Source organism: Neorhizobium puerariae (assembly GCF_042429745.1).
Taxonomy (GTDB): Bacteria; Pseudomonadota; Alphaproteobacteria; order Rhizobiales; family Rhizobiaceae; genus Neorhizobium; species Neorhizobium puerariae.
Genome location: NZ_JBHMAA010000015.1, coordinates 302,209 through 315,002, shown reverse-complemented (window position 1 = coordinate 315,002; position 12,794 = coordinate 302,209). Strand labels below are relative to the sequence as shown.

11 protein-coding genes are annotated in these 12,794 nt (G+C 62.1%); 8 read left to right on the top strand and 3 right to left on the bottom strand.

Translation table 11 applies throughout. The features are described 5' to 3' along the window. The first annotated feature begins 362 nt into the window (after window positions 1–362). Genes bcsN through ACFFP0_RS14795 form a run of 3 tightly spaced genes read left to right on the top strand, consistent with a single transcriptional unit; the run spans window position 363 to window position 5,934 of the window. Window positions 363–1,235 (top strand): cellulose biosynthesis protein BcsN, encoded by an 873-nt coding sequence (bcsN, locus tag ACFFP0_RS14805; RefSeq protein WP_377262011.1) that lies wholly within the window; start codon window positions 363–365, stop codon window positions 1,233–1,235. Between the two features lie 58 nt (window positions 1,236–1,293). After that, entirely contained in the window at window positions 1,294–3,468 is a 2,175-nt protein-coding gene (gene bcsA, locus ACFFP0_RS14800) for a UDP-forming cellulose synthase catalytic subunit (RefSeq protein ID WP_377262008.1), read from the top strand. Window positions 3,469–3,474: 6 nt separating this feature from the next. After that, the gene (locus tag ACFFP0_RS14795) at window positions 3,475–5,934 is read left to right on the top strand and encodes a cellulose biosynthesis cyclic di-GMP-binding regulatory protein BcsB (RefSeq protein ID WP_377262005.1); all 2,460 of its coding nucleotides are present in this window, start codon (window positions 3,475–3,477) and stop codon (window positions 5,932–5,934) included. Between the two features lie 4 nt (window positions 5,935–5,938). Here ACFFP0_RS14795 and ACFFP0_RS14790 read toward each other — a convergent pair whose 3' ends face one another. Continuing rightward, a complete protein-coding gene (locus tag ACFFP0_RS14790) occupies window positions 5,939–6,505 on the bottom strand; it encodes a DNA-3-methyladenine glycosylase (RefSeq protein WP_377262003.1) in 567 nt (188 codons plus the stop codon). Window positions 6,506–6,981: 476 nt separating this feature from the next. Between ACFFP0_RS14790 and ACFFP0_RS14785 the strand changes: the two genes are divergently transcribed. The 5 genes from ACFFP0_RS14785 (at window position 6,982) to ACFFP0_RS14765 (ending at window position 11,854) form a co-directional block, all read left to right on the top strand. Beyond that, window positions 6,982–7,599, top strand: a complete 618-nt coding sequence (locus ACFFP0_RS14785) for an HAD-IA family hydrolase (RefSeq protein ID WP_377262001.1) — start codon at window positions 6,982–6,984, stop codon at window positions 7,597–7,599. A gap of 18 nt (window positions 7,600–7,617) precedes the next feature. Further along, entirely contained in the window at window positions 7,618–8,688 is a 1,071-nt protein-coding gene (locus ACFFP0_RS14780; protein WP_377261999.1) for an ABC transporter ATP-binding protein, read from the top strand. 44 nt (window positions 8,689–8,732) lie between these two features. Next, window positions 8,733–9,971 carry an extracellular solute-binding protein gene (locus tag ACFFP0_RS14775; protein ID WP_377261996.1) on the top strand — a complete coding sequence of 413 codons (1,239 nt, stop codon included), beginning with the start codon at window positions 8,733–8,735 and terminating at the stop codon, window positions 9,969–9,971. A gap of 102 nt (window positions 9,972–10,073) precedes the next feature. Then, on the top strand, window positions 10,074–10,994 hold the full coding sequence (locus tag ACFFP0_RS14770) for a carbohydrate ABC transporter permease (RefSeq protein WP_377261994.1): 921 nt from the start codon (window positions 10,074–10,076) through the stop codon (window positions 10,992–10,994). Further along, window positions 10,991–11,854, top strand: a complete 864-nt coding sequence (locus tag ACFFP0_RS14765) for a carbohydrate ABC transporter permease (RefSeq protein WP_377261992.1) — start codon at window positions 10,991–10,993, stop codon at window positions 11,852–11,854. Before ACFFP0_RS14770 ends, ACFFP0_RS14765 begins: the two co-directional genes overlap by 4 nt. Before the next feature lie 28 nt (window positions 11,855–11,882). Here the strand turns inward: ACFFP0_RS14765 and ACFFP0_RS14760 are convergent, their stop codons facing one another. Both ACFFP0_RS14760 and ACFFP0_RS14755 read right to left on the bottom strand, forming a co-directional pair. Next, window positions 11,883–12,221 (bottom strand): slr1659 superfamily regulator, encoded by a 339-nt coding sequence (locus ACFFP0_RS14760; protein WP_377261990.1) that lies wholly within the window; start codon window positions 12,219–12,221, stop codon window positions 11,883–11,885. 10 nt (window positions 12,222–12,231) lie between these two features. Further along, complete coding sequence (locus ACFFP0_RS14755; protein ID WP_377261988.1) at window positions 12,232–12,792, bottom strand: slr1658 superfamily regulator; 561 nt, start codon at window positions 12,790–12,792, stop codon at window positions 12,232–12,234. Window positions 12,793–12,794 lie beyond the last annotated feature (2 nt).

Genomic DNA, 12,794 nt, shown 5'->3' with positions numbered 1-12,794 from the left:
CGCCTCATGCGGACGGCTTCGGTTCCTTGCGCAACCATTCCCAAAGAATGAACCGATATGGTTAACGAACAATTTAGATTTACGTCATCAAATGCTTGAGTCGACCCCGAGAATCGGGTTTGTGAAGCTATGTGCTTTGCACCCGGGAATTCCGGGTCCTCCGGCGGACAATGAATGTCCGCGACTTGTCGGTAGCGCTCATTATGGCGGAAAAGCATCTGATCCGAACGCAGCAAAAGAGAGGCCCTGGCCCCCTGAGAACAGCAGTCCTGTCTTCGATCCTGCCGCTTGTCGCTGCCGGCTGCGCCGGCCAGCCCACGCAGATGGGTACGTTTGCCCGGAATGTGCCGTCAGAACAGGCCATGCTGCTGCCGCCGCCGGCAGGCCCCGGCATCGTGAGCGTCATCGAGCGGCGCTACAACAACGCGGTCGAACAGGACATCTCTCTCTATACCTCCGCGCGGACGCCGGGACAGAACGCATTCAAGGTTCAGTTCTTCGGCACCGCCAGCCCGTTCAGGCTCAGCGACAACAACCTGACCTCAAGACCGGTCACGGAAGCCGGCATCACCTCGCAGATGCGCCAGGCCCTGCCCGGCATCCGCATGGCGCGGTCCTCCATCTATGTACAGAACAACTATGGCCCTTTTGGCTATGCTTTCGGGCACGGTGCGGGCGACGATCTCTGCATGTACGCATGGCAGCAGATCCGATCGCCGTCCGGCACGATCTCGCCGCTGGCGAACTACGGTTCGATCCAGGTCCGCCTGAGGCTTTGCCAGGCGAGCGCCACGGAACAGCAGCTCCTCGCCGTCATGTACAACTACACGATCACCGGCTCCGTGGATGCGGGCGGCTGGAACCCCTATGGCGAGCCGCAGCCCGTTTCGCCGAACCTCGGCGGCGTCGGGGCGCCGATCTATCCGCGGCCGGCCGGAGCCGAGCCGATCGTCCCGGTCCTGCCCGCCAGATCCGCCGCGATTTCCACACGCCCGGCCCCGGCGCGCGCCAGCCAGCCCGTGCAGGCCCCGGCGAATGCGCCGGCAAGCCCGGTCGTGCCGGGGGTTACGGCGACGCCGGCGGTATCGGCAGCGCCGCCCGTCGCCCAGGCGCCTCAGGTCTCCCGCATGCCGCTGGTGCCTTCGCCGTCCGGCATCGCGGATGCCCGCCGGATCAACGTTCCGTCCCCTTCATGCACGACCGTGAACAACGGGGCTGCCGATGCCTGCCGATAATCCGTTCCCGACCGGCCGACCGAGGGCCGGTTTCTCCGGCCGCTGGAGGTAGCCCGCGATGCGGACAGTCCTTTCTGCAATCACCTGGGCGCTGGCGAGCGTGCTGATCATCCTCCTGGTCACGCTGCCGATCAACACGCGGACCCAGCTCATCGCTAGCCTGCTCGTCGTGGCCGTCATGGTGGTGATCAAGCTTCTCAAGGCCGAAGGCAAATGGCGGCTCGTGGCGCTGGCATTCGGCACGGCCATGGTGCTGCGCTATGTCTACTGGCGCACCACGAGCACGCTGCCGCCGATGAGCCAGCTCGAGAACTTCATTCCCGGCCTGCTCGTCTATCTCGCGGAAATGTACAGCGTGCTGATGCTGGCGCTCAGCCTCTTCGTCGTCTCGATGCCGCTGCCTCCGCGCCCTCCCTACAAGCGGCGCGGCGGCGAGCTGCCGACCGTCGATGTTTTCGTGCCGAGCTACAACGAGGATGTCGACCTGCTCGCCAATACCCTGGCGGCGGCGCGCAACATGGACTATCCGCCCGAAAAGCTCACCGTCTGGCTCCTCGACGACGGCGGCACCGTGCAGAAGCGCAAGTCCGCCAACATCATGGAAGCCCACATGGCCGAATTGCGCCACAAGGTGCTCCAGGAACTCTGCGAGGAGCTCGGCGTACGTTATCTCACGCGCGAGCGAAACGAGCACGCCAAGGCCGGCAACCTCAACAACGGCCTCCAGCATTCGACGGGATCGCTGATCGCCGTCTTCGACGCCGACCATGCCCCCGGCCGCGACTTCCTGCTCGAAACGGTCGGCTATTTCGATGAGAACCCGAAACTTTTCCTCGTCCAGACGCCGCATTTCTTCCTGAACCCCGACCCGGTCGAGCGCAACCTGCGGACCTTCGAAAGGATGCCGAGCGAGAACGAGATGTTCTACGGCATCATTCAGCGGGGGCTGGACAAATGGAATGCCGCATTCTTCTGCGGCTCCGCCGCCGTGCTGAACCGCAAGGCGCTGGAAGTGTCGAACGGCTTCAGCGGCGTCAGCATCACCGAGGACTGCGAAACCGCACTCGACCTGCATGGGTTGGGCTGGCACAGCATCTATGTCGACCGCCCGCTGATCGCCGGCCTGCAGCCTGCCACTTTCGCGAGCTTCATCGGCCAGCGCAGCCGCTGGGCGCAAGGCATGATGCAGATCCTGCGGTTCCGCTTTCCGCCGCTCAAGCGAGGGCTCTCCCTCGCCCAGCGCCTCTGCTACATGTCGTCGACGCTCTTCTGGCTGTTTCCCTTCCCGCGCACGATCTTCCTCTTCGCGCCGCTCTTCTATCTGTTCTTCGATCTCGAGATCTTCACCTCGTCCGGCGGCGAGTTCCTGGTCTATTCGCTCGCCTACATGGTCGTGAACCTGATGATGCAGAACTATCTCTATGGATCGTTCCGCTGGCCGTGGATTTCCGAACTCTACGAGTATGTGCAGACCGTGCACCTTCTGCCGGCCGTCATCTCGGTCATCCTCAACCCGCGCAAACCGACCTTCAAGGTGACCGCCAAGGACGAATCCGTCTCGGTCAGCCGCCTGTCGGAAATCAGCCGGCCCTTCTTCGTCATCTTCTTCGTGCTGCTCGTGGCATTCGGCATCAGCGTCTACCGCATCTATGCCGAACCCTACAAAGCCGACGTGACGCTGGTGGTCGGCGGATGGAACCTGCTCAATATCATCCTTGCAGGCTGCGCGCTCGGGGTGGTGTCGGAACGCGGCGAACGGCAGGCCTCCCGGCGCGTCAAGGTGAGCCGGCGCTGCCAGTTCGGCATCGACGGCCGCTGGTTCACGGCCACGATCGAAAACGTCTCGGTGCACGGCGCCTCGGTGCAGGTCCATACCGAAGGCTTCAGGGATATCGAGATCGGCAAGATGGGGGCTCTCCGCTTCCAGCCCCATAGCGATCTTCCGGTCAGCGACCTGCCGATCGAGATCCGCAATTTCAACGCGGTCGGCGACGTCACCTCGATCGGCTGCCGCTACATGCCGCAGGAATCCACCGATCACCGGCTGATCGCCGACCTGATCTTCGCCAACTCGGCGCAATGGACCCAGTTCCAGACATCGCGGCGGCGCAATCCGGGCATCATCGGCGGCACGCTGTGGTTTCTCGGGCTTGCCATGTACCAGACCGCGCGCGGGCTTTCCTATCTCGTCCGCAATACCGGGCGCGACAAGGCAGCAGGCGCTGGGAGATAGGCCGGCATGATGAAAAGAGCACTCGCACTCGCGCTTCTTCTTCTACCCGTCGGCACGGCGGTTGCCCAGACGACCGCTCCCTTCGACATGAATCAGGAGCGGACGCGCGAAAACCTGCCGCCCTTTGCGCCTCCGGCCGGGGCGCCCGCTCCGCGCGCGCAACCACCTGCTCCTCCCGCTCCGGCACAAACGACAACACCCGGCTCCCCCTTCAATCCGGGGCCGGTTCCCGCCGCTCCGCAACCGGCCGCGCCTTCGCCGGAGGCACAGCCGGCGTCCCGTGCCCAGCAGCAACAGGCCGCCTCTCCCGCCGAACTCGCCTCGCGGCGCTACCTCGTGCCCGAGAAAAGCCTGCGGCTGAACGGCGAGACCGAGCAACGCTCCTGGTCGGTCTATCTGACCCCGGAACAGGCCGCCGCCCCGGTCAGGCTCCATATCGGCTATCAGAACTCGATCATGGTCGCCCCGGAGGCCTCGCATCTCGCCGTCACCGTCAACGACGTATCGGTCTACAGCAATCCGATCAATTCGCCGGATCGGGCCAGCGACCGTGTCGTGGATATCCCGGCCGGTGCGCTGAAGGCGGGCGTCAACCTCATCCGCTTCCGCGCGGACCAGCGCCACCGCACCGACTGCACGATTGAATCGACGTTCGAACTGTGGACGGATATCGATCCCCGGCGGACGTTCCTTTCATTCGCGACGGCCGGCATGAACCGGTTTTCGCGCCTGGACGACATCCGCGCCGTGGGCGCCGACAACGAGGGCAACACCCGTTTCCGGCTGATCGTGCCGGCCCTCGACCAGCTTGGCGCGACCGATGTCCTGATGCGGCTTGCCCAAGGTCTTGCGTTGATGGGCGGCATGCCCAACCAATCCTTCACATTCGAAAAGGCGCCGAGCGCGTTGCCGGAACCCGGCGAGCTCACGGTCTTCATCGGGACCCAGGATGAATTGCGGCCGTTGCTGCCCGCCCTGACGCCCGCGGCCGCCAACGCAGCGGTGGCGAGCTTCACCGATTATCCGGGCAGCGCCGGCGCCTCGGCCTTCGTTCTTTCCGGGCCAACCTGGCCGGCGCTGGAAGGTCTGGTCAACAGCTTCGTCGCCTCCACGAGCGGTACGGCGACACAAAGGCGCGAGACGCTTTCGACGCAGTCGTCGCGCGGTATCGACACGCCTTTCCTCTATTCCAACGCATTGCTCGACTTCACGCAGCTCGGCATCGAAAGCAAGGAATTCTCCGGCCGGCTGTTCCGCACCGGTTTCACCATCGGCGTGCCGTCGGACTTCTACGCCAACGCCTATGGCGAGGCCCGTATCTTCCTTGACGCAGCCTATACGTCCGACGTCCAGCCGGGCAGCCATATCGACATTTTCGTCAACGGCAACATAGCCTCCACCGTGCCGATCTCCTCCTATGGAGGAGCCGTGCTGCGGCATCTGCCGATCAAGCTCACCCTGCGGCATTTCAAGCCGGGTGTGAACACGATCGATATCGAAGCCAGCCTTCTGTCCAAGCAGGACGCCGTCTGCCCACCCGGCTCCACGGCCGACACCAAGGCGCGGTTCGCCATATTCGGCACTTCGCAGTTTCAGATGCCGAATTTCGCCCGTATCGCCCAGATACCCAATCTCGCCGCCACGGCCGGCACCGGCTTTCCCTACCGGACCAGTACGGACCCGATCTCCTTATTCCTCGGGCGGATCGATGAACCGACGCTTTCCGCCGCAGCGACATTCCTCGGCAAGATGGCGATGGCTTCCCACTACGTCCTTCCCGTCGACGTCAGCATATCGGCAACGCGGGTCTCCGGCGTGAACGCGCTTTTCGTCGGCTCCATCTCGGAATTCCCGGCCAACGTCCTGGCGCAGCTCAAGGTCGATCCGGAAAGCCGCAACAGCTGGACGCCTTCGGGCAGCACCCCCAAGAATTCGGGCGGTTCCACCCTGACGCTGCAGGACTGGCAGCAACGATCCGGCAACACCTTCATCCGCCGACAATTCTCGACGCTCAGCGACTGGGCGAAAGACAATTTCGACCTTTCCCTGGGAATGCTGCGCTTCGCTCCAGCGACAGAAGAGCTCTACAGGCCGCCGCGGACGGCGGAGCTGATCATCGCGCAGCAAAGCGACCCGACCGAGGTCGGCACCTGGACCGCCGTCATCTCTCCCGACGCCGCCTCGCTCGCCAAGGGCATGCGGACGTTCGCAGCCCACGCCGAATGGGACAGGCTCAAGGGGCGCATCATGGTCTATGAAGGCGACGGCAAGGAGCCGAGCGACGTGCCGGTCAACCGGTTCCGCTTCGTGCCGACACAGCCTTTCTCGCTGGAGAATGCGCGCCTGATCGCCGCCAACTGGCTGTCGGACAACATCATGTCCTATGCATTGCTGCTCGCCGCCGGCGGCATCCTGCTCGGTCTTGCCACGGGCGGGCTGCTCTCACTGCTCGGCCGCAACGAATAGCTCCCTACGGTGCGAGACCACCCTTTCCGGTGAATTTCCGGCTGACGTGCAACGAACCGGAAAGCCCGAAACGCCAGGGCAGGTCCACGGCCTGGGAAATACCGATGCGCCGGCCGATGACGATCAGCGGCGGCGTTTGCGGCAGGGACAGTTCGAATGGCGGCTCCAGCAGGGACAGGCCGTTATGCTCGACGGTCACGCCAAGGGCCTGACAGACACGCCCGGGGCCGGAGCATAGAAGCAGAGGATCGGCACGGCCCCGGCGGCTTTCCATTTCGGCTATGCCCCTGACGGGCTGCAGCGCCCTGATCAGCACCGCGCTGCCCGGCCGGCAGACGAAGTTCAGGCACCAGTGAATGCCGTAGGAACGATACACATAGGCATGGGCAGGAGGCCCGAACATCACCGCATTCCTGGGGGTCGGTCCCCGGAAACTGTGAGAAGCCGGATCGTCCGGCTCATAAGCCTCGGTCTCGACGATCACCCCGCCAGCCCCTGTGATATCAAGCCCGGCGCCAACCAGATCGCGCGCGACTTCCACCGAACTTCTATCGAAAAACTGTCGATCCATTCCAGAAGCCGGTCTCACCACCCATCGCGGCCTATCCATAAACGGCGGATGGCGACTTGTCTTGTCCTATTCAGGCATTGCAGGCTTCCCCCTCTGCGTCCCGTCGATGGATCGCGGCGGAATGGAAATGATAAAAAATTCCCAATCCCTCAAGATATAAGAATTTTATATTCCTATCGCGTGATGCAGTGCCTGCTTTATGTGAGAGCCTGTTCGACCGCCCTTTCGATAATCACCCCTACGACCTTATTCCACATGCAGGTGACGTCCCATAGGGACCGGTGGAGTCGGCAGATCAGGAATCGTCCTGCTTCGTGCCTCACGAACAGGACGTTCCGCACCAAGATACAAAGTCACCTTGCTAGGGTGTTGAAAATATTGCATACGAATAAAAAATTCCAATATTAATTGACAGATCGGAATTATCTAATAGGTTGTGAACAGCGAGGAACAAGGGAGAACGCTGGAAACCGGATATGAAGAAACGAGAAAAACTCTTCATCTTTGATATCGGCGGCGTTTTCGTGAAGCTTGACCCGGCGTCGCGCGACCGGGCGATCTCGCAAGCGCGGGATAATGGCCTTTTCCCCGGATATGGCGACGTTCCCGAAGCGGTCTTCCGTGACTTCCGGCTCGGCCGCTCCACGGAACCGGAATATGTGCGAACCCTTGCCGATATCTTCGGCGTCCCCTCCGAGAGTGTCTATGAAGCCGAATACGCCTATGTCGGCGAAGGGTACGGAGAGTTCATAGACTTCGTCCGCCGACTGAGGCAACGTCATCGCGTCGTATGCCTGAGCAACAACCAGGCCATTCACTGGCGCCATATCAACGAGCGCCTTCTGGGACACGGCTATTTCGACCAGGAGTATCTTTCCCAGGAAATGGGCCTGGAGAAACCCGATCACAGGATTTTCCAGGAAGTCTCCAGGGCCGAGGGATGCCCGGAGAAGGATGTCTTCTATGTCGACGACATCGAAGACAATATCATCGCCGCGCGGCAGGTCGGATGGCAGCATTGCATCCTTCATCACGATCCCGTCGCGACGGCTGCGATGCTTGAGGCGCTTGCCGCCGATCAGCCTTTGAATTGAAGAGGACAGAGTTCCGGCATGGCGAGAATGACCCTGAGCGGCATCAAGAAGAGCTTCAACGCCGTCGATGTGCTGCATGGCATAGACCTGGAAATTTCCGACAAGGAATTCATCGTCTTCGTCGGGCCTTCGGGATGCGGCAAATCCACCCTGCTCCGGCTGATCGCGGGCCTCGACACGATCAGCGCAGGTGAATTCCGCGTCGACGACCGCCGGATGAACGACGTGGTTCCCTCGCGGCGCGGGATCGCCATGGTCTTCCAGTCCTATGCTCTTTATCCGCACATGGATGTCTACGAGAACATGGCCTTCGGCGCACGCCTGATGGGGCTGGACAAGGCCGAGATCGACCGGCGCATCGACGAGGCCGCCAGGATGCTGCGGCTCGAGCCCCTGCTCAAGCGCAAGCCGAGGGAACTGTCCGGCGGCCAGCGGCAGCGCGTCGCGATCGGCCGTGCCCTCGTGAGAAAGCCGAAGGTGCTGCTTCTGGACGAGCCCCTTTCCAATCTCGACGCGGCATTGCGTTCCGACGTGCGCCTGGAGATCGCCCGCCTGCATCGGGAGATCGGCGGCACGACGATCTACGTCACCCATGACCAGGTGGAAGCCATGACGCTGGCCGACCGCATCGTCGTGATGAACAACGGCAGGGTGGAACAGTTCGGAAGTCCGCGGGAGCTCTACGAGAAGCCCGCCAACACTTTCGTGGCCACCTTCATCGGCTCGCCGCGCATGGCGCTTCTCGACGTCGAACGAGACGGCAGCCGCCTCGGGCTTGCCGGATCGGGCTCCGTCGCGATCGGTCGTCCTCCCGCTTCGGATGAGCGCGAACTGGTCATCGGCGTCCGGCCGGACGCGCTCACCGTCCTCGCCGACGAAACGGCCGACGGTTTCCGCGGCAACGTCGTCTATACCGAGTATCTGGGCGACAATACCTATGTCTACGTGAGGCTCGGCGACGGCACCCTCGTCAGCGTCCGATCGCCCGACGGGATCGATCTCAGACCGGATACGCCCGTCACCGTCAACGTCGCCCCGGAAGCGGTCCATTATTTCAGCCGGACAACGCGGGAGAGGTTGGCGGCCTGAAAACCGATGTCGTCTCCTAAAAATACCAAAGAGGAAGGAACCAGATGAAAAAGCTAGTTTTGAGCACGATCGCCGCTCTGGGAGCGCTTGCCACGGCATTGCCGGCGATGGCGCAGGAATTGACCTTCTGGAGCTGGCGCCAAGAAGACAAGGCGCAGTACGAGAAATTCATCGACGCGTTCGAAGCGAAGAACCCGGGCATCACGGTCAAGTTCGAGGCGTTCGAGGCCACGAACTACAACACCATCCTGTCGACGGCGCTGGCCGGCGGTTCCGGCCCGGACGTCATGTTCGCCCGGGCGTATGGCGGCCTCGAGACGGTCGCGAGTGGGGGTTATCTGCTGCCGCTCGACAAGTCCAACGTGCCGGCCCTCGCCTCGTTCGCGCCGCCGGCGCTGGCGGCCGAGAGCATGCGCTCCAACAAGACGACCTATGCCGTGCCCTTCGCCAGCCAGACGATGCTGGTGATCTACAACAAGGACGTCTTCGACAAGAACGGCATCGGCGAGCCACAGACCTGGGATGAGCTGGTCCAGGCATCCGAAAAGCTGAAGGCCGCCGGGGTCATGCCGTTCGCGAACGGCACCGCCACCGCATGGCAGAACGAAGTCATCGTCGGCGGTATCGCCTCCTCGATCATGGGCCGCGCCTTCTATGACGACCTGATGGCCGGCAAGGCCGATTTTACCGACAAGCGTTATGTCGAGGCGCTCACCAAGCTCAAGGAAATCACCAAATACTTCCCCGACGGTTTCATCGGCCTCGACTATGCTTCCGCCCAGCAGCTCTTCTCATCCGGCATGGCGGGCATGTTCGTCGGCGGTTCCTATGAGCTTTCGAATTTCAGGAAGCAGAACCCGGATATCAAGCTCGGCATTTTTGCAACGCCGGGGCCGAAGGCGGGGGATGAGAAGCTCGTCGCGCAGTATTTCGACGGCGGCTATGCGGTCAACGCCAAGACGGCTCACAAGGAGGCGGCGCTCAAGTTCGTGAACTTCCTCGCCAGCCAGGAATTCGGCCAGATGTTCGCGGACAACCTGAACAACATCTCGGCAGTGCCGGGCGTCACGTTCAAGAACGAGCTCCTGGGCGAGGTGGCGGAACTCAACAAGCATTCGATCCCCTACATCATGCTCGTGCACTTCCGTTTCGGCGAGCCGTCGGGCTCCGTGCTGCTGCAGGGAGAAATCCAGAAACTGCTCGGCAACAAGGCCACACCGGAAGAGGTCGGCAAGAACCTGACGACGGGACTTGCCAACTGGTACGCGCCGTTCAAGAAGTGATCCAAACGAAGGGGCGGCCCGCGGCTTGACGGACGGATGATTTTCCGGACGGGCCTGCGAAAAGCATGAGGCTGCCCCTCCCCTAACCTGAAGAGACCTGTGATGCCCGGATCGCCCCTGCTGGCGCGACGACTGTGGATTACGGCGCTTGTCGTGCCGCCGCTCGCCTTCGTCGCACTGTTCGTCGTCTATCCTATCGCTTCGGCCTTCGCCTATGCCTTTTTCCAATGGCACGGGCTGGCGCGGGGCGAATTCGTCGGCTTCGCAAATTTCTACAAGGTGTTGTTCACGCAGCCCTATACCGAATGGACCGTCAACGCGTTCCTCCACAACGTCCTGGTCTTCTTCGCCCTCATGGTGCTCCAGAACGGCGTCGGCTTCCTGCTCGCCTACTGCCTCTGGCGGGAACTGCCCGGCGCCGCATTCCATCGGGTCTCGGTCTTCCTCCCGGTCGTGCTTTCGACGATCATCGTCGGTTTTCTCTGGAAGCTCTTCCTTCATCCGCTGTTCGGCGTCGTCAACATCTCGTTGCGCGGCATCGGGCTTGGCGGCCTTGCCCAGCCCTGGCTCGGGCAGGATTCCACGGCGCTGTGGGCGCTGGTCATCGCCAATGCCTGGCACATGGTGGGTTTCCCGACGCTGGTCTTTCTCGCCGGCATGCAGCGCATTCCGGGCGAAATCCTCGATGCGGTCCGGATGGAGACGGAAAGCGAGTGGGTCAAGATCAGCAAGATCGTCTGGCCGCTGGTGGCGCCGAGCGCGACCGTCGTCTTCACGCTGCTCTTCGTCGGCAGCTTCAACTGGTTCGAACTTCCCTACGTGATGGCCGGCCTCGACGGCTCCCCGCATGGCGCGACCGATGTCCTGGGGCTTTATTTCTACCGGACGGCGTTCGGCAACCAGGCAGGCGCGTCGCAGGATTTCGGCGCCGGCAGTGCGCTCGCCGTCCTCATCTTCCTCTTCATCGCCATCGTGGCCGGCTTCATCACCTTCAAGCTGCGGGCCAGAGAGATCCAGATATGAGCGCTGCCGCCGAAAGCTATTATGACCGCCGGGGGATTTTATCCGCGCTCGGCCGCGACGGCCTTATCCAGATCATCCTGATCGCGAATACGGTGGTGATGCTGGCGCCCATCGTCATCATGTTCTTCGCGGCATTCAAGACGAACGCGCAGATCTTCCAGTCGCCCTTTTCGATCCCGGATTTCTCGAACGTCGGCAACATCGTCAAGATCTGGAGCGAGACCAACTTCCTGCGCTATCTCCTCAATTCGGTCATCGTGACTGGCTCGGCGATCGCCATCATCCTGACGCTCGGGACGATGGCGGCCTACGGGATCGCGAGATACCGGTTCTGGGGTGCGAGCTTCGTGCTGATGTTCTTCCTGGCGGGGCTCACGCTGCCGCTGAAGCTCGCGATCATCCCGCTCTTCATCCTGATGCGCGACCTCGGCATCCTCAACACGCAGCTCTCGCTGATCCTTATCTATGTCGCCATGGGCCTGCCGACGACCGTGTTCATCATGACGGGGTTCATCCGCACGCTGCCGAACGAACTGGAGGATGCGGCGCGCATGGACGGGGCCAGCGAACCACGCATCATGTGGTCGATCATGCTGCCCCTGGTTCGTCCGGCCCTGGTGATTTCCGGCATCCAGAATGTCGTGCCCATCTGGAACGACTTCTTCTTTCCCCTGATCTTCATCCAGAAGGACAATCTCAAGACGCTGCCGCAGGGGCTCACGACCTTCATGGGCGAATATACCACGGACTGGGGCGTCCTGTTCGCCGGCCTGATGCTTTCCTCCGCACCGGTCATCATCGTCTACATCATCCTGTCGCGGCAGTTCATCAACGGCATGACGGCGGGCGCGGTGAAGTAGTCCTCCCGCAGGCGATCGGGAGGCCCCATCAGCTAAGCTGGAGATCGACCCCCGGATGCAGCTTCTTGAGGTTCGGAAGGGATTTCGACTGCCAGGGATATTCCGAGCTTCCACGCACCGTGAACTGGACGTCCGGTCTGTTACGCACTTCGATCGTAAGCTTGGCGAGGAGGTTGATTCCCGACGAATTGAGGAACTGCAATCCGGTAAGGTCCACGGTCACGCGATCCGGATCGGTTTCGAGAATGCCCATGACAAGGGAAAAGATCGGCGCATAGGCCTCTGTGTTCGGCAGGCGCATGGAACCATCGAAGTAGACTTCCGTCCCTTCCGACCAAACGCGATATTCATCTTCCTTGATTTCCATGTTGCCCCCCTCAATTCGAAATATCTGGAACCGCGATAGACGCATAGGTTTCCAGCGGAACCTTGCCGTCCGGTTCCCCGGACCCGAAAACCCATGCGAAGCGAGCGCCATAATCACTCATGAGGGTCAGAAGTCCAAGGCCCGAACCGTTTGCGTTCGTGCCGGTCGCATTTGCCTCGATCCGCCTTATGAGCAGTTCGCCCGGGTCCCCCGTGGTGATTTCCGACAGCAGATGCTGGAACCGCATGGCGGGCTCCCCGTCGATGAGATTGGAGACCTTCGCCCGGAAGACATTGTCCTCGACCGAAGCCTCCACGACGACTTCGCCGGCGGCGCGGAACTTCACCGCGTTCTCGATAAGCTCATTCGTCAGGTAACCGACATTGTGCCGCACCTCCCTGTAGAGGCTGCGGGACGCGCGGTAGCGCAGGGCAACGAATTCGGCGACGAAATCCGACGTGATCGCGCAGTGTTTCCAGCTGAGGTCCAGGGGGCCTTCGAAGAGGCAGAGCCTCGTGGTATTTCCGCCTGCTCCGATCGCCAGATCTTCCAAACCGTACAAAGTCGTCATTC